The 22,286-nt window shown below is 53.5% G+C and carries 19 protein-coding genes; 13 read left to right on the top strand and 6 right to left on the bottom strand.

Annotated elements, in window-relative coordinates; genetic code table 11:
- Positions 1–14: 14 nt before the first annotated feature.
- Complete coding sequence (locus C1J03_RS06085; RefSeq protein ID WP_114884692.1) at positions 15–902, bottom strand: sugar phosphate isomerase/epimerase family protein; 888 nt, start codon at positions 900–902, stop codon at positions 15–17.
- A gap of 308 nt (positions 903–1,210) precedes the next feature.
- Here C1J03_RS06085 and C1J03_RS06080 point away from each other — a divergent pair, with 308 nt between their 5' ends.
- The 5 genes from C1J03_RS06080 (at position 1,211) to C1J03_RS06060 (ending at position 5,974) form a co-directional block, all read left to right on the top strand.
- Positions 1,211–2,077, top strand: a complete 867-nt coding sequence (locus tag C1J03_RS06080) for a sugar phosphate isomerase/epimerase family protein (protein ID WP_254694194.1) — start codon at positions 1,211–1,213, stop codon at positions 2,075–2,077.
- A 140-nt stretch (positions 2,078–2,217) separates the two neighbouring features.
- Entirely contained in the window at positions 2,218–3,273 is a 1,056-nt protein-coding gene (locus C1J03_RS06075; RefSeq protein WP_114884688.1) for a sugar phosphate isomerase/epimerase family protein, read from the top strand.
- Complete coding sequence (locus tag C1J03_RS06070) at positions 3,273–4,445, top strand: Gfo/Idh/MocA family protein (RefSeq protein ID WP_114884685.1); 1,173 nt, start codon at positions 3,273–3,275, stop codon at positions 4,443–4,445. The genes C1J03_RS06075 and C1J03_RS06070 overlap by 1 nt, the downstream gene beginning before the upstream one ends.
- Positions 4,442–5,242 carry an SDR family NAD(P)-dependent oxidoreductase gene (locus C1J03_RS06065; protein WP_114884683.1) on the top strand — a complete coding sequence of 267 codons (801 nt, stop codon included), beginning with the start codon at positions 4,442–4,444 and terminating at the stop codon, positions 5,240–5,242. The genes C1J03_RS06070 and C1J03_RS06065 overlap by 4 nt, the downstream gene beginning before the upstream one ends.
- A 165-nt stretch (positions 5,243–5,407) precedes the next feature.
- A complete protein-coding gene (locus tag C1J03_RS06060) occupies positions 5,408–5,974 on the top strand; it encodes a DUF2585 family protein (RefSeq protein ID WP_114884681.1) in 567 nt (188 codons plus the stop codon).
- A 164-nt stretch (positions 5,975–6,138) separates the two neighbouring features.
- Here C1J03_RS06060 and C1J03_RS06055 read toward each other — a convergent pair whose 3' ends face one another.
- Entirely contained in the window at positions 6,139–7,011 is an 873-nt protein-coding gene (locus C1J03_RS06055; RefSeq protein WP_114884679.1) for a MurR/RpiR family transcriptional regulator, read from the bottom strand.
- 103 nt (positions 7,012–7,114) lie between these two features.
- Between C1J03_RS06055 and C1J03_RS06050 the strand changes: the two genes are divergently transcribed.
- The 7 genes from C1J03_RS06050 to C1J03_RS06020 are packed head-to-tail and all read left to right on the top strand — an operon-like array spanning position 7,115 to position 14,803.
- A complete protein-coding gene (locus tag C1J03_RS06050; protein WP_114884677.1) occupies positions 7,115–7,894 on the top strand; it encodes an N-formylglutamate amidohydrolase in 780 nt (259 codons plus the stop codon).
- Entirely contained in the window at positions 7,882–8,451 is a 570-nt protein-coding gene (locus C1J03_RS06045) for a TRAP transporter small permease subunit (RefSeq protein WP_114884675.1), read from the top strand. The genes C1J03_RS06050 and C1J03_RS06045 overlap by 13 nt, the downstream gene beginning before the upstream one ends.
- Positions 8,451–9,779 carry a TRAP transporter large permease gene (locus C1J03_RS06040; RefSeq protein ID WP_114884673.1) on the top strand — a complete coding sequence of 443 codons (1,329 nt, stop codon included), beginning with the start codon at positions 8,451–8,453 and terminating at the stop codon, positions 9,777–9,779. The genes C1J03_RS06045 and C1J03_RS06040 overlap by 1 nt, the downstream gene beginning before the upstream one ends.
- Positions 9,780–9,822: 43 nt before the next feature.
- A complete protein-coding gene (locus tag C1J03_RS06035; protein WP_114884670.1) occupies positions 9,823–10,854 on the top strand; it encodes a TRAP transporter substrate-binding protein in 1,032 nt (343 codons plus the stop codon).
- A gap of 57 nt (positions 10,855–10,911) precedes the next feature.
- The gene (locus tag C1J03_RS06030; protein ID WP_114884668.1) at positions 10,912–12,273 is read left to right on the top strand and encodes a glutamine synthetase family protein; all 1,362 of its coding nucleotides are present in this window, start codon (positions 10,912–10,914) and stop codon (positions 12,271–12,273) included.
- 5 nt (positions 12,274–12,278) lie between these two features.
- Positions 12,279–13,652: an aldehyde dehydrogenase family protein gene (locus C1J03_RS06025; protein WP_114884666.1), complete on the top strand. Its 1,374-nt coding sequence runs from the start codon at positions 12,279–12,281 to the stop codon at positions 13,650–13,652.
- A gap of 5 nt (positions 13,653–13,657) precedes the next feature.
- On the top strand, positions 13,658–14,803 hold the full coding sequence (locus C1J03_RS06020) for an iron-containing alcohol dehydrogenase (RefSeq protein WP_114884664.1): 1,146 nt from the start codon (positions 13,658–13,660) through the stop codon (positions 14,801–14,803).
- 151 nt (positions 14,804–14,954) lie between these two features.
- Here the strand turns inward: C1J03_RS06020 and C1J03_RS06015 are convergent, their stop codons facing one another.
- On the bottom strand, positions 14,955–16,634 hold the full coding sequence (locus C1J03_RS06015) for a Na/Pi cotransporter family protein (protein WP_114884662.1): 1,680 nt from the start codon (positions 16,632–16,634) through the stop codon (positions 14,955–14,957).
- 18 nt (positions 16,635–16,652) lie between these two features.
- Positions 16,653–17,453 carry a DeoR/GlpR family DNA-binding transcription regulator gene (locus C1J03_RS06010; RefSeq protein WP_114884660.1) on the bottom strand — a complete coding sequence of 267 codons (801 nt, stop codon included), beginning with the start codon at positions 17,451–17,453 and terminating at the stop codon, positions 16,653–16,655.
- Between the two features lie 761 nt (positions 17,454–18,214).
- On the opposite strand from C1J03_RS06010, the gene C1J03_RS06000 reads away from it, so the two are divergent.
- A complete protein-coding gene (locus C1J03_RS06000) occupies positions 18,215–18,997 on the top strand; it encodes an inositol monophosphatase family protein (RefSeq protein WP_114884656.1) in 783 nt (260 codons plus the stop codon).
- Here C1J03_RS06000 and C1J03_RS05995 read toward each other — a convergent pair.
- The gene (locus C1J03_RS05995; protein ID WP_114884654.1) at positions 18,994–20,058 is read right to left on the bottom strand and encodes an ABC transporter ATP-binding protein; all 1,065 of its coding nucleotides are present in this window, start codon (positions 20,056–20,058) and stop codon (positions 18,994–18,996) included. The two genes, C1J03_RS06000 and C1J03_RS05995, sit on opposite strands and share 4 nt — an antisense overlap.
- 12 nt (positions 20,059–20,070) lie before the next feature.
- Positions 20,071–22,284, bottom strand: a complete 2,214-nt coding sequence (locus C1J03_RS05990; protein WP_114884652.1) for an ABC transporter permease — start codon at positions 22,282–22,284, stop codon at positions 20,071–20,073.
- Positions 22,285–22,286 lie beyond the last annotated feature (2 nt).

The following is a 22,286-nucleotide window of genomic DNA, read 5'->3' as shown; positions in this document are numbered from 1 at the left end:
ACGGAAAACACGACTTACTTGATCAGCGGTAGGATCGTATCTGCCGTGATCTGCATCTGTTCGGCATAGAATTCTTCAGTCAGCACGCTAGATCCGTGATCTTGAATGAACTTCAGCTGCTCTGGCGAGATATCGACGGGGTTTGTATCAACCATGTCGGGATAAGGAGCCGCTGGTGTGCGGTCCACCGGTGCGACAAATTCATTGGTGACCGCCCCATCATATCCAATGTCGCGCAGCGTTTGGATCACACGAGGCCAGTCAATATGGCCAAGGCCCGCCGCAAACCGGTTGTTGTCGGCCACGTGGAAATCAAACAAACGATCACCGATATCGCGGATTGTCTGGAACATATCCTCTTCTTCGATATTCAGATGGAATGCATCTAGACACACGCCCACTTCGGGACTGACGGCATCAGCCAATGCCAGAGCCTGAGCGCCTCGGTTGAAAAAGTAGGTTTCAAACCTGTTCAGCGGCTCCACAGCGATGCGCACACCAACCTTTTTGGCGTGATGAAAACACTCCTTGGTCGCGTCAACGACCCATCCCCACTCTTCTTCAGGGGTGCCGTCAGGCACCACCTTGCCCACAGTTGCAGGCACCAATGTGATGATTTCGCCTTCCAACTCGCTGACCATTGTCAGAACGCTTTTAACGTAATCCACCGACCGTTCGCGTTGACCTTGATCCCTGGCTGCAAGATTGCGTTCGCCCAATGTCAGCGTCACAGCACCCCAGCACCGCATGTCATGCTCTTTAAGAAGCGCCAGCGTTTCCTTGGTGTCATATTGATCTGGCTCACCCGAAATCTCGATGCTCTCGTAGCCCATTTTCTTGATCCGGCGCACGGTTGTTTCCAGCGGCTCCGCGCGCATCCAGTTGTGAGTGGATAGATGCATTGTTCTTCCTCTTCCCTGTCAAAGACCACTGACAATCCCGCGCAGCAGTGAATCGCGCGCACCGTGTCAGAGTATAAAATTGGTTAGACCAGTTAGCATTGGAAATAAAAGTTGGTCAAGTGGAACGTAGCAAGAAATATGGCGATGCACTTCATTTATCGTCATAATCCTATGGAAAACATGGTACGCTCGGGTCGTGCCGGAGCCTGAGCACTTCAAGATCAGGATTGACCATTCGCCCATCTCTGGTATGACCAGTTGTTGACGATCATGGAGAATGGGAGCCTGCGGTGAAAATTGGCATGTGCATGTTTTTGTGGACCACCAAGGTCGGCCCCGAACATAGATCTCTTTTGGCCGATATCCGCGAAACTGGCTTTGATGGGGTAGAGATTCCTATTTTTGAAGGCACGGTTTCTGACTATGCGGCCACCGGTCGAATGCTGGATGAATTGGGGCTTGAACGCACCGCCGTCACTGCCAACGGAGATCCTGCGCAAAACCTGATTTCTGATGATCCAGCGGAACGTGCTGCTGGAGTAGACTATATGAATTGGGCGCTGGAATGCTCTGCCGCATTGGGCGCGGACAGGATCAGTGGGCCCTTGCACTCCACACTTGGCCACTTCTCTGGGGCCGGGCCGACATCAGAAGAACTGGATCGCTCCATTGCTTGCCAGCGGCTTGTTGGTGATCACGCAGCGCAAAATGGCGTTACGGTCTGCCTAGAAGCACTCAACCGCTTTGAATGTTATCTTCTGAATACCATGGACGCCCTTGCGGAGCACATCCATGCGATAGACCACCCAAATATTCGCGCGATGTACGACACCTTTCACGCTAACATCGAAGAGGCCGACCCTATTACGGCGCTCATCCGAAACAAAGATGTCGTCCACCACATCCATATCTCCGAGAATGACCGCGGCGTCCCGGGTCGAGGCAACATCCCTTGGCCGGAAACATTCGCGGCAATCAAGCAAACGGGTTATGACGGGTGGCTCACAATCGAAGCATTTGGCCGTGGCCTCCCCGATCTTGCGGCGGCAACCAAAGTTTGGCGCGATTTTGCCGAAACCCCTGAAGCCGTTTACCGCGACGGTTTTGCCCATATCCGCAAATCTATGGCCACTGCCGGATTAAAAGGAGCGCTGTATGACAACAGCAGTCTTTGATTGCACTGACGGAATGCCACAAGGCGCGATGTATCTGACATCCACCAAACCTATCAAGAATCTTTAACCACTGTCAGCGACAAGCTGACGAGAATACTCAAAGCATCACAAACAGACATGTCTAATTGGGAGGATACAATATGAAGACCATCAAAGGACCAGGCTTGTTTCTGGCACAATTCGCAAGCGACGAGGCCCCGTTCAACTCTTGGGACGGCATTACAAAGCAGGCTGCCGATTGGGGCTATAAAGGTGTCGAAATCCCTTCTTGGGATGGGCGGCTGTTCGACATGGACAAAGCTGCTAGCAGCAAGGACTATTGCGACGATTTGGTAGGTAAGGCACGTGAAAACGGCGTTGAAATCACCGATCTTTCTACGCACTTACAAGGACAACTGGTTGCTGTTCACCCCGCTTATGACACGGCATTTGACAATTTTGCGGCCCCCTCCGTCCGCGGAAATCCAACTGCACGACAAGAATGGGCTGTAGATCAGGTCAAAAAATCCATTACCGCCTCACGCAACCTTGGCATTGACCGCACCGTATCCTTCTCAGGCGCGTTGGCCTGGCCTTACATGTACCCATGGCCTCAGCGCCCTGCCGGTCTGGTCGATGAAGCATTTGACGAATTGGCCCGCCGTTGGCGTCCGATCTTTGATCACGCAGAGGATCACGGTGTTGATGTTTGCTTTGAAATTCATCCGGGCGAGGACCTGCATGATGGCGACACCTTTGAGATGCTACTGGAGCGTGTAGATAACCATGCGCGCTGCAACATGCTCTATGATCCGTCACATCTGGTGCTGCAGTGCATGGACTATTTGGACCATCTCGACATCTACAAAGACCGCATTCGGATGTTCCACGTTAAGGATGCCGAATTCAAGCCGACCGGGCGCAAAGGTGTATACGGTGGTTATCAGTCTTGGGAAAACCGCGCCGGCCGCTTCCGTTCCCTGGGTGATGGCCAAGTCGATTTCAAGTCGATCTTCTCAAAGATGGCGACCAATAACTTTGATGGATGGGCCGTGGTTGAATGGGAATGCGCGATCAAACATCCCGAAGACGGGGCCATTGAAGGCGCGCAATTTGTCAAAGACAACATTATCAGGGTCACCGAAAAAGCCTTTGATGATTTCACCCAAGACGGCGCGGACGCTGGCGCGAACCGCAAAATGCTGGGGTTGGGCTGATGGCGAACCAAGAAACATCAAGCAGTCGTCCAAGGCGCATTCGCCTTGGCATGGTCGGCGGTGGGCGCGATGCGTTCATCGGCGGCGTGCACCGGATCGCATCGCGCATAGATGACCACTTTGAGCTGGTTGCCGGTGCCTTCAGCGCGACACCCGAAAAATCCAAAGCCAGCGCTGCTGATTTGGGCGTTTCAGAAGACCGCGCCTATGGTGATTTTGTTGAAATGGCCAAGCGCGAAGCGCGCCTGAAGAATGGGATCGAGGCCGTGGCCATCGTTACCCCCAACCACATGCACTATCCTGCGGCCCGCGAATTCCTCAAGCGCGGCATCCATGTGATCTGCGACAAACCAATGACGTCCACCCTGCCCGACGCCCGTAAACTGGCAAAGCTGGTTGAAAAATCGGATGCGCTCTTTGTTCTGACACATAACTATACGGGCTATCCCATGGTGCGGCAGGCACGCGAAATGATCGCAAGCGGGGCGCTTGGAAAAATCCGACTGGTGCAGGTTGAATACGTTCAAGATTGGCTTTCCGAAGCTCTGGAACAGACAGGTCAGAAGCAAGCGGAATGGCGGACAGACCCCGACAAATCTGGTGGTGGCGGTTGCATCGGTGACATTGGGACCCATGCCTTTAACCTTGCCAGCTTTGTGTCTGACCTCACGATAGAAAAACTTAGCGCGGAACTCACAACATTTGTTCCGGGGCGGCGGCTTGATGACAACGTCAGCGTCATGATGCGTTTTGAAGGTGGTGCGCGCGGTATGCTGTGGGCCAGTCAGGTCGCACCGGGCAATGAAAACACCCTAAAGCTACGGATCTACGGCGAGAAAGGTGGCCTTGAGTGGTCCCAAGAAGATCCAAATTACCTTTGGCATGCACCACTGGGGGAACCAAAGCGGTTGATCACTCGGAACGGCGCAGGATCAGGTGCCGCCGCAGGGCGCATCAGCCGAGTTCCAGCGGGGCACCCTGAGGGGTATCTAGAGGGTTTTGCTAACATCTATTCCGAAGCGGCCCACGCCATTCGCGCCCACGACGCAAAGCTGCCGCAACCCGCGGAAGTATTCTATCCTGATGCGTCGGATGGGTTGAAAGGTGTTGAATTCATTGATGCTTGCCTTCGGTCTTCCAAACGCGATGCGGCTTGGGTCACGATGGGATGAGTTCCGAGCGAAACATTGCCCGACAAGCAAGCACTGTCGGGCAATATGCAGACCTTGAGGGAAAATCCGTTTTCATCACCGGCGGCGGGTCGGGAATTGGTGCCGCACTAACCGAAGGCTTCATCGCTCAGGGCGCCAAGGTCGCATTTGTTCAACGCTCTGATGCCACCGACTTTTGTGATGACGTGAAAGAGCGGTACGGCGTAGCCCCCCTCTTTATACCCTGCGACATCACAGATGTGCCCGCGCTGAAAACTGCGATGCAACAAGCCGCAGAGGAAAATGGGCCTCTTCAGATCCTAGTGAACAACGCCGCCAACGACCAACGCCACCGGACAGAAGATGTGGATGAGGCCTATTGGGATCGCTCCATGGCGATCAACCTAAAGGCCTACTTCTTTGCAGCTCAGACCGCGATTTCTCAAATGAAATCCAACGGCGGTGGTGCGATCATCAACTTTTCATCCGTGGCCTACATGGCCGGGATGGCCGGATTTCCGGCCTATACGTCGTCGAACGCAGCAATCGTTTCGCTGACCCAGACCCTTGCCCGAGAATTTGGCCGCGATGGCGTTCGCGTGAATGCACTGGCCCCCGGGATGGTCATCACGCCGCGGCAGATGGATCTATGGCTGACAGATGAGGGCATTTCAAAGCAGTTGGAGAACCAGTGCCTGCCTCAAGCTTTGGTCCCCGAAGACGTCGTGGGATCCGCTCTGTTCCTAGCCTCAAGCGCAAGCAGCATGATGACGGGCCAAACCCTTGTAGTGGATGGTGGTTTTGCTGCGCGCGGTTGATTTCAGATTTACCGTACATTGGAACTTACACAATTCCTGGCGAGGTCTATGTTGATGGAATTGTTACGAGTTTATTTGCGTTCGAGTTTGATGCCATTTAGCTCGAAACCTTTTGAGAGGGCGAATTAATTGACTAGCCGAAAAAACCTAATCTTTGCTGCCGTCATGGGTGGCATCTCAATTATTGTTATTCTCTGGGTTTGGGGGCAGCCGCTGATCTGCACCTGTGGGGATATTCAGCTTTGGGTGGGTTCAATTTGGTCAAGTGGAAACTCACAACACATTGCGGACTGGTATACACTTAGCCACATAGCCCATGGGGTATTGATTGTTCTTATCGGTCGCCTGATTTTCCCGAAAATTTCATTCAACCTGCTATTTGCAGTTGCGATTGCGACCGGAACGGCGTGGGAGATTGTCGAGCACACCGATTGGGTCCTGAATCAATTTCGCGATACTACCGTTAATCAAGGTTATACTGGCGACTCGGTGCTCAATGCAGTTGCCGACTATGTATTTATGATGATCGGTTTTTTGGTCGCATGGATGCTGCCGTCACTGATAAATTTGCTGCTCATTGTCGTACTGGAGCTTACAGCAGCGCTGATTGCCCGTGACAGTTTGTTCTTGGAGGCAGTCATGTTGGTTCATCGATTTGAGGCGATCGAAACGTGGCAGCAAGAATTGAACCCAAAACGCGTAAACCTTACCGAAACTTCGGAAACCGAATAGCGATGTGGCTGGTAACTTGGGCTATTGCCATGCCTCACAAAGATGTCCGTTTTAGGCTCAGACCGGACATTTACACTAGGTCCTTTTTACCTACTAAAGCTTCATATCAACAAACACCTTGAGGGTAATCGCCCTATGCTTTGGAAATCGGGCTTAAGCGTCCGTTAAGTGAACTTCCTAAACAGCTTTGTCTGGTCGAACATATCTTCCAAGGTTTCCATTCGCTCTTTTGTCTCGTCCCAGTTCAGGTTCTGAACAGACGAAATCATCGTCTCAGCCAAGAGCATTGTGGTCGCAGCAGAATCCCACGCGGACGGCACAATGATCCGACAACTCAGACTTATATGCGCCAGATGGTGCACCGGAGAGCGCCACTGATCGGTAAACAGGATTATCTTGGCCCCCCGCGCATGCGCCATCTCAGCCAGTTTAAGCGTGTTATTTTCGTATCTGCGCACATCGAAGATTACAAAAACATCCCCCTCTTTGGCATTCAAAAGGTAGTGTGGCCAAGTGTTTGAGGTGGATTGCACATGCGTCAGGTTGGGTCGAATAACCTGCATATGCAAAAAGAAATATTCTGCGAGGGTGTGGGTAATCCTCCCCCCAACAACAAAAAGATGACGGGTCTGGTCAGCAACGAGGTCACAGGCATCGTCGAACGCGACGGGGTCAATTTGGCCTAGGGTCAGGCGTATATTGTCGATTACAGCATCGGTGAAACGGTTCAGGATATGCTCAGACGGGGCGGATTCGGCCCAGGTATCGTGTTTCGCAATCGGGTTTTTCGCCTTGGCCCGAAGCTCTTCGCGCAATTCGGCCTGAAATTCTGGATAGCCCTTATATCCAAGCTTTTGCACCATCCGCGCAACGGTCGGCACCGATACATTCGCATCCTTAGCAAGTGCTGTCAGCGGCCCAAGCCCAGACGCGGGGTAATTCTCCAAGATAGAAAGCGCCAATTGCCGCTCTGCACGCGTCAAATTATCAAGCTTTTCCTGAATGCGGTCCGATATCGTTTGCGTCGGTTGGGTCATTCAATTCTCCGTTTTGTATATTTATATATCAAATGAGTTCGCGATGTTATTTTTTTCACAAAAATGTTGACATTGGTCCTCTCAGGCGAGCACCCTAAGCGCAATGAGTCACCTTGATCCAACCTCAACAACCGATCCGGTCACGATCGTGAACCCGCATGGGCAGTCATGCGTCGTGGTTGTGTGTGAACATGCGAGCTTTCATATTCCCGAGGCACTGCACAATCTTGGGCTAACCGATGACGCGCTTACAAGCCACGCCGCATGGGACCCCGGCGCGCTTGCGGTGGCACAGGGTTTGGCTCAGCATTTTGATGCTACGTTGGTCGCGTCAAACGTCTCTCGGCTTGTCTACGACTGCAACCGGCCACCGACTGCGCCCGACGCCATGCCAGCTCAAAGCGAAACGATCAGCATTCCGGGCAACAAAAATCTATCGCCCGCACAAAAGAAGTTTCGCACCGACAGCTATTATGAGCCGTTTCGCGCCCAGCTTGCCCAGACAATCGCCGGCAAACCCGTGCCTGTTATTGTGACGATTCACAGCTTTACGCCGATCTATCACGGCACCAAACGCGCCGTGGAAATTGGTGTGTTGCACGACACTGATGCACGGCTTGCCGATGCGCTGTTGCAGATAGCCCCACGCCATCTCACGGAAAACGTGCAGCGAAACGAGCCTTATGGCCCCCAACATGGCGTGACCCATACGCTCAAAGAACATGCCCTAGAGGCGGGCCATCTGAATGTGATGTTAGAAATTCGCAATGACCTGATCGAGACGGCCATCCAACAAGCTGCTATGGCAAAAAACGTCGCCAATTGGCTTGAGGACGCGCTTGCCCAGCTAAACGTCACAGGGGGCGAGCAATGTCAGGCTTGATGCGCGGCTACATCCGAACGGTCGACGGCCTGAACTACCGCGTCGGACGCGTCATGATGTACGGCATTTTTGTCCTCATGGGCGTCTTGCTGTGGTCCTCAATCAGTAAGACTTTCTATGTCCCATCCTTGTGGACGTTGGAAATGGCCCAGTTTGTGATGGTCGCCTACTACATCCTTGGCGGCCCCTACTCGATCCAGTTGGGTTCAAATGTTCGGATGGATCTCCTTTACGGCGAATGGTCCGTCCGCAAGAAAGCGTGGTTCGATTTGATCACCGTGCTCTTCTTGATATTCTATCTCGGCGTCCTGCTTTACGGAGCTGTCAGTTCGACCGCCTATTCACTGGGATATTGGGGGACCGAGCCGTTTTCATTCCTTGGCGGGCTTGTCACTGGCACCGAAGAAGTCGGGCGCATGGAGCGGTCCTCTACAGCCTGGCGTCCCTACCTTTGGCCCATCAAATCAATCATGATCCTTGGGATGTTTTTGATGCTGCTCCAATGCATCTCTGAACTGCTCAAAGATGTCCTCCGCATCAAAGGCGAAACATTCTGATGTCGTATGAATTGATCGCCACCCTCATGTTCTCCTCGATGATGCTGATGCTGCTCACAGGTCAGCGCGTATTTGGCGCTATTGGCTTTATCGCCGTTGTTGCCGCACTTTTGTTGTGGGGCGACAAGGGTGGCTTTGATATCGGCTTCTCGGCTGCGATGAAGCTGATGAAATGGTATCCGCTTTTGACCCTGCCGATGTTCATTTTCATGGGCTACGTTTTGTCAGAAAGCAAAATTGCCGACGATCTTTACCGCATGTTTCACGTCTGGATGGGCGGGCTGCGCGGCGGCTTGGCGATTGGAACGATCGGGCTCATGGTTCTGATTTCGGCGATGAACGGGCTTAGCGTCGCGGGCATGGCAATCGGTTCAACAATCGCCCTGCCCGAGCTTTTAAAACGCGGCTACGACAAACGCATGGTCACGGGGGTTATTCAGGCGGGATCTAGTTTGGGCATCCTTGTGCCGCCTTCCGTCGTGCTGGTCCTCTACGCAATGATCGCACGCCAACCGGTCGGCCAGCTGTGGCTTGCAGGGGTGATACCCGGCCTGATGATGGCGGGATTATTCATTATTTACATCGTGGTACGCTGCCGCATTAATCCAGTACTTGGCCCAGTCCTAGACGCAAGCGAGCGCGATATTCCACGTGCAGAAAAGATGCGGTTGCTGCGTGCTGGATTGCTGCCCATCGTTATTTTCGCCACCATGATGGTGCCCTTTGTGAACGGGTGGACCTCCTTAGTCGAAAGCTCCGCCATCGGCGCCTTAGCTGCATTTGCTGCGGCTGTGTTCAAAGGGCGCATGACCCGAGAGGTGTTTGAAAACTCGGTGCGCAACACCCTTGGCATCACCTGCATGTTCATGTGGATCATTTTGGCGGCCCTCGCTTTTGGCGCGGTGTTCGACGGGCTTGGCGCGGTCAAAGCCATCGAAAGCGTCTTTACCGAACGGCTGAACCTCAGCCCTTGGATGATCCTAATTCTGATGCAGCTTAGCTTTATCCTGATGGGCACCTTCCTTGATGACACGGCCATGCTGGTCATCGTTGCACCGCTTTACGTACCACTGGTGGGAGAGCTGGGATTTGACCTGATTTGGTACGGCATTCTTTACACGATCACCACGCAGATTGCCTATATGACGCCGCCGTTCGGCTACAATCTGTTCTTGATGCGGGCCATGGCCCCACCAGAAATTTCGCTACGTGATATCTATGCATCGATTACGCCCTTTGTGTTGATTATGGTCTTTGCCCTTGTGCTGGTCATGGTCTTTCCGGGCATCGCCACGTGGTTACCTGACTATGTTTATAACAAACCATAAAGAACCACCCAAAGTGGTCGCAAACCAACCAAGGAGAGAAGATATGACTTCAAGACGTAAGTTTATCCAAGGCGCAGCTGTTGTTCCCGCTGCGGCTCTGGCGACGCCTGCACTGGCGCAAAGCACCATCAAATGGCGGATGCAAACCTATGCTGGTGCCGCATTGGCCGCCGAGGTGATCGTTCCAGCAATTGAGATGTTCAACAAAATTGCCGGCGACCGCATGCAGATCGAGCTGTTCTTTGCAGATCAACTGGTCCCTACGGGCGAGTTGTTCCAAGCCATGCAGCGCGGCACAATCGACGCGGTTCAGTCTGATGATGATTCAATGGCATCGCCAACAGAAGTGACCGTCTTTGGTGGATACTTCCCATTTGGATCTCGCTATTCACTGGATGTGCCGGTGCTGTTTAATCAGTACGGCTTGAACGAAATTTGGGATGAAGAATATTCCAAAGTTGGCGTAAAGCACATCTCTGCTGGTGCTTGGGACCCTTGCCACTTCGCAACCAAAGACCCGATCCGCAGCCTCGAGGACCTCAAGGGCAAGCGCATCTTTACCTTCCCAACCGCGGGCCGCTTCCTTACTCAGTTTGGCGTCGTGCCGGTAAACCTGCCATGGGAAGACATCGAAGTTGCCGTTCAAACCGGCGAACTTGATGGCATCGCATGGTCTGGCATCACCGAAGACTACACAGTTGGCTGGGCCGATGTGACCAATTACTTCCTGACCAACAACATCTCCGGTGCTTGGGCGGGATCGTTCTTTGCCAATATGGACCGCTGGAATGAACTGCCAGAAGACCTGCAGACCTTGTTCCGCGTTTGTTGTGATCAGTCACACTACTATCGCCAGTGGTGGTATTGGGGTGGCGAGGCCAACTTGCGCGTTAACGGGCCAAAGATGGAACTGACCTCAATTCCTGATGACGAATGGGCGACCGTCGAAGCGGCTGCGCAGGTTTTCTGGGAAGAAATCGCAGCGGAGTCTGAAACAAAACGCCGCGTGGTTGATATTTTCAAAAAATACAACGCAGATATGGTCAAAGCTGGACGTCCTTACCGTTACGGCTAAACGACTTTTGGGGGCCGCATCCTGTGGCCTCCAATCCAACATACGAATGGACATGACATGCCCGGCACCATGAGTTTCGATGATCTGAAAGCCCGCGTCGCGGACGGCGCAATTGATACCGTGCTTGTCTGCCTTGTGGACATGCAAGGGCGCCTGATGGGCAAACGCTTTCACGCACAAGCCTTTGTCGACAGTGGCCACGAGGAGACCCATTGCTGCACTTACCTTCTCGCGACTGATTTGGAGATGGCCACGCCTGATGGCTATGCCTCGACCAGTTGGGAACAGGGGTATGGCGACTACATTATGAAGCCCGACCTAAGCACTCTGCGCCCGGTTCCTTGGCTCGACGGCACCGCGATGGTGCTTTGCGATATGATGGATCACCACCATAATCCGATCCCGCATTCACCCCGTGCCATGCTGAAAAAGCAAATCGCGCGTCTGACGGAGATGGGCTTCACCGCGACTATGGCGACCGAGTTGGAATTTTTTCTGTTTGAAAAAAGCTTTGGCGAAATCGCCAAGAGCGGGTTTCGCGATCTGACCCCGATCAGTGCGTATAACGAAGATTATCACATCCTGCAGACCACCAAAGAAGAAGTGGTGATGCGCCCAGTGCGCAACCATCTTTATGCGATGGGTATCCCGGTTGAAGGATCAAAGGGCGAGGCAGAAGCCGGCCAAGAAGAGCTTAACATCAAATACGCCGAGGCTCTGGATTGCGCCGATCATCACACAATTTCAAAACATGCAGTCAAAGAGATTGCCTGGCAGCAGGGCCATGCAGCGACATTCCTGCCCAAGTGGCACCATGATCGCGTGGGATCATCCAGCCACGTGCATCAATCGCTTTGGAAGGACGGAAAGCCGGCGTTTTTTGACGCTGATCGCCCGAACGGAAAATCCGAGTTGATGGATCAATACATGGCGGGGTTGGTCGCTTATGCATCCGACTACACCTATTTCATGGCTCCTTACATCAACAGCTACAAACGCTTTGCCAAAGGGACCTTTGCGCCGACACGTATCATCTGGTCCGTAGACAACCGCACCGCCGCTTACCGTCTGTGCGGCGAAGGCAGCAAAGCAATTCGCGTTGAGTGCCGCATCCCCGGCTCTGATATGAACCCCTACCTTGCCCAAGCCGCCATGCTGGCAGCAGGCATCAAAGGTATCGAAGAAAAACTGCCCCTCCCCCCTGCTTTTGCAGGCGACGCCTATGAAGATAATTCCGCTGAACACATCCCGCGCAACCTGCGCGATGCACAAGATGCGCTGAATAAGTCTACCATGTTGCGCGAAGCGATGGGCGACGATGTAATCGATCACTACACCCGCGCCGCCGGGTGGGAACAAGAAGAATTTGACCGTGTCGTGACCGATTGGGAAATCGCACGCGGGTTTGAAAGGGCTTAAAAACAATGACGATCAGCTGCACTTCTCCCATCGATGGCTCCATCTATGCGACCCGTCCAACCTTGACGCAGACCGAAGCTCAGGCCGCCGTTGCACGGGCAAAAACGGCCCAGGCGGATTGGGCCGCCCTGCCCTTGGCTGAGCGCATCGCATGTGTTCAAGCAGGTGTAGCAGCCATCGGCGCGATGAACGACGAAATCGTACCCGAGATTGCGTGGCAGATGGGCCGCCCTGTCCGCTACGGCGGTGAATTTGGCGGGTTTAATGAACGTGCCAGCTATATGGCGGAAATCGCTCAAGAAACATTGGCCCCCATTGTAATCGAAGATAGCGACGCGTTCCGCCGTGTGATCAAACGTGTTCCACATGGGCTCGTTTTGGTCGTTGCCCCTTGGAACTACCCGTATATGACCGCCATAAATACGGTGGCTCCAGCACTTATTGCAGGCAACGCCGTGATGCTAAAACACGCATCACAAACCCCCTTGGTGGGCGAGCGCATGGCCGCCGCATTCCATTCCGCAGGGATCCCCGAAGATGTGTTCCAAAACGTGTTCCTTGATCATCAAACCACATCGGCCCTCATCGCAGAGCGCGCGTTTGGATTTGTGAATTTCACTGGCTCCGTCAGTGGTGGTCGGGCAATGGAGGCCGCAGCGAGCGGCACTTTCACCGGCGTTGGGCTGGAGCTTGGCGGCAAAGACCCCGGTTACGTCATGGAAGATGCCAACGTTGACGCCGCAGTCGATACTTTGATCGACGGTGCGATGTTCAACTCCGGCCAATGCTGTTGCGGGATCGAACGGATTTACGTCCACGAAACCCTTTTTGATGCCTTTGTCGAAAAGGCAGTTGCGATCGTAAATGGCTACAAGCTTGGAAACCCTCTGGATCCAGAAACCACGTTGGGGCCCATGGCGCATGTCCGCTTTGCCGACGAAGTGCGCGCACAAACGGCTGAAGCCATTGCTGACGGTGCGACAGCCCATATCGACCCGGTCAATTTCCCCCAAGATGGTGGCGCATACCTGATGCCGCAAATCCTGACGGGCGTGACACATGATATGCGTGTGATGCGCGAAGAAAGTTTCGGCCCAGTTGTCGGCATCATGCCTGTCAAAGATGATGTCGAAGCGATCCGTTTGATGAATGATAGCGATTTTGGCCTGACAGCCTCGCTTTGGACGCAAGACGCTGGTCGCGCCGAGGCGATCGCGGATCAGATCGAAACGGGCACTGTCTTTATGAACCGCGCCGACTACCTTGACCCAGCCCTGTGCTGGACCGGCTGCAAAGACACAGGTCGCGGCGGCGGGCTTTCAGTTATTGGTTATCACAATCTGACCCGCCCAAAATCATACCACCTTAAGAAGGCCTGAAGACGATGAGCATCACAGCAAACTGGTCCTACCCCACATCAATCCGTTTTGGCGCAGGGCGCATTTCTGAAATCGCCGATGCTTGCGCTGTCGCGGGCATCAAGAAGCCGCTTTTGATTACGGACCGTGGTTTGGCCAATATGGACATCACCACCAAGACGCTCGATCTGCTGGAAGCCGCTGGGTTTGGCAGAGCGATGTTTTCCGATGTCGACCAAAACCCTAACGAAAAGAACGCTGAAGCGGGTGTGAAGGCCTTCAAAGAAGGCGGGCATGACGGGGTTGTGGCCTTTGGCGGTGGCTCGGGGCTTGATCTTGGCAAATTGGTCGCTTTTCTCGCGGGACAGACGCGCCCGTTGTGGGATTTTGAAGACGTGGACGATTGGTGGACCCGCGCAGATGCGGACGCGATTGCGCCCATTGTCGCGGTGCCAACCACCGCAGGCACAGGGTCCGAAGTGGGACGCGCATCGGTGATCACCAATTCGGTCACCGAGGAAAAGAAGATCATTTTCCACCCAAAATTTCTGCCGGCCGTTGTGATTTGTGATCCTGAATTGACCGTTGGCATGCCGGGCTTCATCACAGCGGGCACTGGCCTTGATGCCTTTGCCCATTGCGTTGAGGCCTTTAGCTCGCCGCACTACCACCCCATGTCACAAGGCATGGCCCTTGAAGGGATGCGTTTGGTCAAAGAATATCTGCCACGCGCGTTTGCGGACGGCACAGACATCGAAGCCCGCGCGCATATGATGTCAGCGGCCATCATGGGCGCAACTGCGTTTCAAAAAGGGCTTGGTGCGATCCACGCGCTGTCCCACCCTATTGGGGCCATGTACCATACCCACCATGGCACGACGAACGCAGTCTGCATGCCGGCAGTTCTGCAATTCAATCGCCCCGCAATCACCAGCGTCATAGACCGCGCTGCTGACTATCTAGGGATAGCTGGCGGGTTTGACGGCTTCACTTCTTATGTTGATGAATTAAATGCCTCACTTGGCATTGCAAAAACCCTCACAGAACTAGGCGTCGCAGATCCGGATATTGACCGCATTGTGGCCGGTGCCCTTAATGATCCAAGCACAGGCGGCAATCCGGTCAATATGACAGCGGAAAACACCCGAGAGCTCCTGCTGAGTTTTGTCTAAGAGCCCAGCGGAACGACACCCATTTTGCGCAACGTGGCAAAGCTCGGGTTTTCTAGCGAGTTTGTCGATAAGGAAAAGCGTCGGGACAGACCATCCGCTCTAAAAGGATGGCAATGCGTAGGTCGGCCTTAAGCCACCCCTCGGCAGATCATTAATCTTCCTGCAGAGTGGGTAATTCTTCTATCAGACGTGTCTCCAAGAGTTGACCATTTGCATATAAAATCGGCGTCGCGACCGCAGCAATATCACTGTTGAAATCCCTAAAAGCGCGCAAGGTTTCCAGATGAATATCGCTGGTCGCAAAGCTCTGAACCTCGCCGGACTGCAAACGGTGAAAATGGCGCTTGCGACTGTTACGCTCTGCGCGCTTCATTTCAGTTTTCTCCATATTCAACAGGCGCGCACTTTCCAGATCATCGGATATCAAAACATTTGAAGCCAGTTTCATATTGGCCAAAATACTCTCGTGCATACTCTCCAGTTCCTGCCACCCGTCCTTAGAAAAGGTGCCGTTTTCTTTTCTCAGATCGCCGGCCAGAATGGCCAACCGTTCAGCAACCACATCGCCGGCCTTTTCCAGGCGGATGGCATATTCCAGCATGTCGCGGGCCACACGACCATCCTCTTTGGCCATGACCTCGATCGGGAGGCTGGCAACAAAATCGCGCACCCTTGTAAGGCAGGCGTTTACCTCGCGATCAAGGGATCTCACGGCGACGTGCTGGCTCTTTTCGCCGGAACGATACAGCGTCATAACCGGGCGAAACATGGCTTCTAACAACTCGTTCATGCGCAGTAGCTCGCGCTTGAGGGAGGATATTGCTTGGGTCGGGGTGCCAAAGTTTTCCGGCTCAAGCGCGCTCTCGGGTCGTAACAGGTTCAGGATATCCGAAGGGTCCGTTTGGCCAGGCCATAGTTTTTCAAAGGGCACCCGCAACATATTGCAGAACGGCAATGCCAGCACCAACATGGACGCATTGAAGGCGATGTGGGCGTTTATCAACATTTGGCTGCCAAATTCGGCCGCAAGCAGCCTATCTTGCAAAATCAGGTTGGCCGCAAAAAGACTTACGATCGCCCAAATCCCACGCAGGGCGAGGTTGGCGAAAACGATCCGTCGCGCTGGCAATGCCATGCCACGGGTCAACCAAACCGGAATGAACGCGCTCCCCAGATTTGCGCCTAAAACAAGTGATAGCCCCGCCGCAAACGGGAGCGCGCCAACCTCTACTAGGGTCACGCACATCAAGATCGCCGCAACTGAACTGTGCATCAAGAATGCGAGTGCCGCCCCAACCAGAAAAGCTGTGATATAGTCTCGTGCAAGGTATTCTGAGACTGCAGGCAAAAAGGCACTGCCCCGGATCGGGTCCATCGCCTCGCGTAGAAATTGCAGCGAAATCAGGATCAACGCGATCCCCATTATGATGCGCCCTGCTTGCCGTAGTTTCTTTTTCTCAGTCTTAACGAACAGCCAGCCGCCGATGGCCAGCAAGATCGGAACGAGCCAAGCAAGATCAAATGACAGAAGCTGGATAATCAGCGCCGATCCAAGATCACCGCCCAGCACAATGGCAAGCCCCGTCCCAAACGCCAGCAGCCCACTCGCAGCAAAGCCGGTGGTCAGGAGGGCCACGGCCGCCGAACTTTGGAGCACCACAGCCAGCGCCAAGCCAACAAAGCTTGCCTGCACGGGGTTGCTCTGCCCTGTCAGCAACCGTTGGAACGATGCGCCATAGCTGCGCTCAATCCCTGTACGAACCAACCGCACAGCGAACAAAAGCAACATCGTCGCGCCCGCGATGCTAATCAGGAAATTCAAGATCACCATTGCACGGTGCCCCGAACATCAATTTGGTGCGTCATGATCAGCTCCTACCGCCAGATGAATTTCGATATTCCAAGCCTCAATCGCCCTCGCCAAACTCTCTCCGGGTGGCTCGTCCGTTATGAGGAGATCCACTAGATTTGCATCAAGACCGCAATGCGGCGCTGTTTGATCGAATTTGTGGTGATCCAAGACAACCGCTACCTTTTCAGCAGAACTCGCAATCACAGCGGCCAAGTTGGCCTCCGCTGCGTTGAGGTACAGAAATCCAAAGCGCTCTGACAGAGCATCGGCGCTAAAGACGGCCAAGTCATACGCAAATTTCCGGCTTTGCTGTTCGGTCTCAAAGCCAAAGGTCCCGCGTTTGTCAGTCTGCATTTCGCCACCCAGAAAATGCACGCGGTTGCCATTATGATTGGCCAATACCTGCGCAACCCCGATGGAATTTGTCGCGATGGTCAAATTGGAGTACCCGCGCAGCTTTTCGGCGACAAACGCAGTTGTAAACCCGACGTCCAAAAACAAGGTCATGCCGTCTTGAAGAAGGTGGTCGACGGCCAATGCAATCCTACGTTTTTCTGTTGAATGTCTAGCGATGCGGTGGAAAAAATTGTGCGTGTCACGCGGCCCTGCCAAGTATGCGCCGCCATACATCCGCTCCAACGCGCCAGATTTTGACAACGCCTTGATGGTACGGCGTACCGTTTCTTCTGACACACCTAACGTTATTGCCAGATCAGCGCTGCGTGCAGACCCGCCTAAACGGCGCAACGTGTCGATCAGCTCTCTTTCGCGGTGAGACTGCTTGAGTTTCTTATTCATGGAGACGGTACCTAAATATGGCGCAGAACGCACAAACTCCCACAAACCTGACGGAATATACAAGGCCAATAGACAAAACTCACACAAAACCAGTCAATTTTTGAAACAATTTGCCAACATCACCATTTGAGAGTGCATGTTTTGGTCCTTAGGCTCGCCTGCAATTGAGATCCGAGATAAGCATTGTCGGAAATGGCTGTGGCTTTGGGCTAATCCGCAGACTGCAGTCTGTTGTGGGGGTGCCGGCGTATTTCACCCCACCCATGTTAAGCCCTACGCGATCATGCGCTTTGATCGAAAGACCGCAGCAACTATGTGACCTTGGTTGGCCTCCGAGCTAAATGCGTGGGCTACATTTGGCATCCTCGGATGCGCAATTACCAATGACAACAACCGCCATAGTGTTAATTCGCTCACATCAGCCTCAGCCGCCAGACTTGCGATTGATGCAACCGGAAGATTGCCGAATGCGACGAAATTTAAGTTGATCGCAAAACGCTCCACTTCGACGCCGTTGCAACACCATCGCTAAGAAGTTTTCGTAATTGGGGCTGGCTTCTCTGATCTCAGTGGTTGCGCCCGAAAAGATGATAGGCACCACTGTTTGGTAAATGCTGCATCAATGGAAAGCGAAACATTGCCCGTAGAGGGTAAGATGCGTAACTTTGAATCAAACCCAAGTTGGACTGGGATTTACGAAAAACGCGTCGGCATATCGAAGATCCTGACCGGTCTCAAAACTTGAAAATGAGGACAGTAAATTGAACAATAGATCCCAAAAAGCGACCGAGATTGCAAAGAGCGGCGGGAAAATGGCCTTGGACTATTTTCAGCGCGTCAACGATCTTGAGGTGGTCGACAAGGGGTTGCAGGACTTTGTATCCGAAGCAGATCAGAACGTCGAAATACACATTCGAAGTCTTATCGAACAAGCCTATCCGAACGATGGAATCGTCGGTGAGGAACATGCATCAAAGCCCAGTAAATCGGGCTATATCTGGGTGATTGATCCGATTGATGGTACCACGAACTTCGTTAATGCAATCCCTGTGTGGTGTGTTGTCCTGGCTGTTGTGAAGGATGATCAAACCCAAATCGGCGTCATCCATGACCCCGTCCACAATGAGACATTCCATGCAGTTAAGGGGAGCGGTGCAACTTTAAATGACCAACCTCTGACTTGCCCTGCTGACACGGCAATGAACCGCGGAAGTATTGGGACGGGGTATTGCAATCGGTCAAGCAAATCGAGCACGACCAGGCTGATCTCGCTAATTTTGAAGCAAGATGGCGTCTTTCACCGCAACGCCTCTGGCGCGCTTTCACTGGCCTACACGGCGGCCGGGCGTCTAATCGGATACGTTGAGGAACATATGAACGCGTGGGATTGCGTAGCTGCACAACTGATCATTTCTGAAGCGGGCGGGCGGATTGAGCAGCAATCTGCGGATCAGATGATTGCACAAGGTGGCCGGGTCGTCGCAGGAAGTGCTGGCATATTCGACGAATTGGTGCGTATCGCCGACGAGGTTTTTGACGACTAGTCTGCAGGCAAAAGAACCGGGCCGATAGCATCCAGACCAACAGTAACATCAGCACCCGCGGCGAGAGGATTATCAACATCTTCGCTGACGACAAAAACCCGACCAAAGCTGGCTTCCAAGGTGTATTCCATCCGGCTCCCGACATAGGTGGCTTTGGACACTTTCATCACCAGCCCTTCTGATACGCCAAGTTTAAAACGCGTCGGACGGACCGCAAGGTTGGCGCGACCTTTGAGCAAGCCACGCGCGGGTAACCGGTGAACAAGATCGTCCATACGGATGTGCGCGACGTCGCCCTTAACATCAGTAATCTCGCACGGGATGATATTTGCTTCACCAATAAAGTCTGCAACAAATCGGTCAGCCGGAGCATCATAGAGCTCCCGTGGGTGCCCTACCTGAGCAATCGAAGCATTGCGCATCACGACGATCTCATCCGAGACCGCGAGCGCTTCCTCCTGGTCATGGGTGACGTATACAACTGTCAGGCCGAGGTTTTGTTGAATGTCACGGATATCTTCGCGAACTTGCCTGCGCAGCTTCGCATCGAGGTTCGACAACGGTTCGTCGAACAACAGAACCTGAGGTTCCAAGACAAGTGCACGTGCTACCGCGACACGCTGTTGCTGGCCTCCCGACAGCTCTGAAGGGAGGCGGTCCCCAAAACCATTGAGCCCCACTAAATCAAGCCCGTGTTGAGCGCGGTCGCGAGTCTCAGACTTGTCAAAGCCTGAGAAGCCCAATCCGTAAGAGACGTTCTCCATTACGCTCATGTGGGGGAACAGTGCGTAGGACTGAAAAACCATCGATACATCGCGATCCGTCGCCGGCAGCAGCGTAACATCCTGATCGCCGATAAAAATTGAACCCTTCGTTGCAATCTCTAACCCGGCAATCATCCGTAGGGTTGTTGTCTTGCCGCACCCGGAGGGGCCCAGCAACGTAACCAGCTTGCCAGCCTCGATTTCGAGGTTGATGTCGTCGACTGCAACAACATCCTTTCCGTACACCTTGGTGACATTACGGAAACTGACCGGCGCAGCTTTTGCATTGATGCTCATGTCTTTGGTTCCCTAAACATTGGTGCGCGATTGGGACATCCGCCGCCCAACCTTTGTTCGACCCACGACCAGTTGCATCGTCAATACAACCAATAGCATGACAAAAATCAGCGTGGTGGAATAGGCGATAGCGAGGCCGTAGTCGTTATTCTCAACCCGCCCAATGATGTAACTGGTCGCCATATTATATTCGGCTGAAACTAGGAAAATCACGGCGGAAATCGCGGTCATGGCCCGCACAAAACTATAGACCAACGCCGCAAGAATGGCAGGGCGCAACAGAGGCAAGATAATCCGGCGGAAGGTCTGCCACGAGTTCGCGCCAAGCGTCAGCGAGCTTTCATCTAACGATTTATCCAGCTGCGACATGCTGGCAATACCGGCCCGCACGCCAACCGGCATGTTGCGGAAGATGAAACTCACGACAAGGATGATACCGGTGCCTGTAATCTCAATCGGCGGGACGTTGAACGCCAAGATATAGCTGACACCAATGACCGTGCCCGGAATAGCAAACGATAGCATGGTGCCAAATTCAAACGCATTCTTGCCCGCAAATGTCTGACGCGTCAGCAGGTAGGCCGTGACCAGACCGACAACTGCCGTCAAAGGTGCCGCGATCGCCGCGATTTTGAGCGTCGTCCAGAAACTATCCCATGCGGCACCGGTCCAGCGGATGCCCTCCTCGTCGAACCGCAAGGAAAATGCGGTGACATAATGTTTGAAGGTCAACGTGTTGTTGACGCCCCAAAGTTCGACAACAGAGCCATAAAAGATCATCAGATAAACGACGATAGTGAACGCCGCCCAGATCATGGCGATGAGCAAAACCGGGATAGAAAGCGCATTTGGCATATGTGGGTGTACGCCACTGTCGCCCTTGCCCGAAACCGTCGTGTAACTTTTGTTACCCAGCCAAAAACGTTGTGCATAAAAAGCGCCCAGCGTGAAGAACAGTAATACCATTGCCAACACGGCGGCTTGGCCTTGATCGTATTGAGCTCCAACAATGGCAAAGAAAATTTCCGTAGATAGCACATCAAAGTTGCCACCCAAGACAAGCGGATTGCCAAAATCGGCCATGCTTTCGATGAAACCCAGCAAAAAGGCGTTTGCCAAACCCGGACGCATCAGCGGCAGAGAGACCGTTTTAAAAACTTGCCATTTGCTAGCACGCAACGTCTGGGCGGCTTCTTCCATCGAAGGAGATACCCCCTCAACGACGCCGATCAGCACAAGGAATGCGATGGGTGTGAAAGCGAGTGTTTGTGCAATCAAGATACCCGGCAACCCATATAGCCAACGGGTTGGCTGCACCCCAAAAAGATCCGCGACCCAGACGGTAACCGTGCCTGACAAGCCAAACAGCAATATCAACGCCAAACCAATCACGAATGGCGGCGTGATGATGGGGAGGACAGTCAGCGCGCGCAGTCCACGCTTAAAGCGGAACCCGGACCTGGTCACAACCAAAGCAAAAACAAGACCAAGAACTGTTGTGATGAAGCCGACGCAAACAGCGAGGAACAGCGAATTCCATGCGACCCCGCAACGCCCACCGGTTAGACAACCGATGCCCCAAAGCCTGTCATCGAAAAACTTGGAAAAGAACACCGCCACTGAATAGCCGCCGTCCTGCGTGATGAACGCGGCCGTCAACATCTTGGCGATCGGGAAGAATACAAAGGCAGTGACAATCGCCACGACGCCGCCAATCGAGCTGACGACAAACACATCGCCGTTGATTGCGCCTCGAGCAGCGATGCCTTGCGTAAAGACGAACAGGAACGCGGAAGCGCAGATCAGCGCTCCATAGCCCATTCCATATTGCCGGTCGCCAAGGTCGCCAAACAATGCTGACGCCCACCCAAAGTTCCATCCCCGGATACCAATGGCAAAGCCCTGCAGGACCAGCCATCCAAATCCAAACGCCCCAGCAAGGATAAGGACTTTGGCATAAATTGGCTCTGTTTTACGTTTTTTCAGGATTGCGATGGGGGCAAGCAACGGCAGAACAAGGGGAGCCAACCAGAGCTTTTCGCCCTGTGCGATCAAGAACCCGCCGGGTGCGTAGTCGCTATCGAGCGGATAGCCGTCAAGAAACCACTCAAAGCGGAAAAAATCCTCGATCCCATACCAAGGGAGAACAAAAAATCCGACCAACCCGGCAATGATCCAAAAGGTCAAAACCGGGTTGGCCGCTTTATCAAATGTTGCCTGACGCATTT

The organism is Sulfitobacter sp. SK012 (assembly GCF_003352085.1).
In the GTDB taxonomy this organism is placed as follows: Bacteria; Pseudomonadota; Alphaproteobacteria; order Rhodobacterales; family Rhodobacteraceae; genus Sulfitobacter.
This window is presented reverse-complemented; position numbering and strand designations above follow the sequence as displayed.

Excerpts from the sequence above, each read along its gene's own strand:
- C1J03_RS06035 (WP_114884670.1), top strand. The coding sequence starts at position 9,823 with ATGACTTCAAGACGTAAGTTTATCCAAGGCGCAGCTGTTGTTCCCGCT.
- C1J03_RS06010 (WP_114884660.1), bottom strand. The coding sequence starts at position 17,453 with ATGAATAAGAAACTCAAGCAGTCTCACCGCGAAAGAGAGCTGATCGAC.
- C1J03_RS06050 (WP_114884677.1), top strand. The coding sequence starts at position 7,115 with ATGAGTCACCTTGATCCAACCTCAACAACCGATCCGGTCACGATCGTG.
- C1J03_RS06055 (WP_114884679.1), bottom strand. The coding sequence starts at position 7,011 with ATGACCCAACCGACGCAAACGATATCGGACCGCATTCAGGAAAAGCTT.
- C1J03_RS06020 (WP_114884664.1), top strand. The coding sequence starts at position 13,658 with ATGAGCATCACAGCAAACTGGTCCTACCCCACATCAATCCGTTTTGGC.
- C1J03_RS06040 (WP_114884673.1), top strand. The coding sequence starts at position 8,451 with ATGTCGTATGAATTGATCGCCACCCTCATGTTCTCCTCGATGATGCTG.
- C1J03_RS06025 (WP_114884666.1), top strand. The coding sequence starts at position 12,279 with ATGACGATCAGCTGCACTTCTCCCATCGATGGCTCCATCTATGCGACC.
- C1J03_RS06070 (WP_114884685.1), top strand. The coding sequence starts at position 3,273 with ATGGCGAACCAAGAAACATCAAGCAGTCGTCCAAGGCGCATTCGCCTT.
- C1J03_RS06015 (WP_114884662.1), bottom strand. The coding sequence starts at position 16,634 with ATGGTGATCTTGAATTTCCTGATTAGCATCGCGGGCGCGACGATGTTG.
- C1J03_RS06080 (WP_254694194.1), top strand. The coding sequence starts at position 1,211 with ATGTTTTTGTGGACCACCAAGGTCGGCCCCGAACATAGATCTCTTTTG.
- C1J03_RS06075 (WP_114884688.1), top strand. The coding sequence starts at position 2,218 with ATGAAGACCATCAAAGGACCAGGCTTGTTTCTGGCACAATTCGCAAGC.
- C1J03_RS05995 (WP_114884654.1), bottom strand. The coding sequence starts at position 20,058 with ATGAGCATCAATGCAAAAGCTGCGCCGGTCAGTTTCCGTAATGTCACC.
- C1J03_RS06085 (WP_114884692.1), bottom strand. The coding sequence starts at position 902 with ATGCATCTATCCACTCACAACTGGATGCGCGCGGAGCCGCTGGAAACA.
- C1J03_RS06030 (WP_114884668.1), top strand. The coding sequence starts at position 10,912 with ATGCCCGGCACCATGAGTTTCGATGATCTGAAAGCCCGCGTCGCGGAC.
- C1J03_RS06060 (WP_114884681.1), top strand. The coding sequence starts at position 5,408 with ATGGGTGGCATCTCAATTATTGTTATTCTCTGGGTTTGGGGGCAGCCG.
- C1J03_RS06045 (WP_114884675.1), top strand. The coding sequence starts at position 7,882 with ATGTCAGGCTTGATGCGCGGCTACATCCGAACGGTCGACGGCCTGAAC.
- C1J03_RS06065 (WP_114884683.1), top strand. The coding sequence starts at position 4,442 with ATGAGTTCCGAGCGAAACATTGCCCGACAAGCAAGCACTGTCGGGCAA.
- C1J03_RS05990 (WP_114884652.1), bottom strand. The coding sequence starts at position 22,284 with ATGCGTCAGGCAACATTTGATAAAGCGGCCAACCCGGTTTTGACCTTT.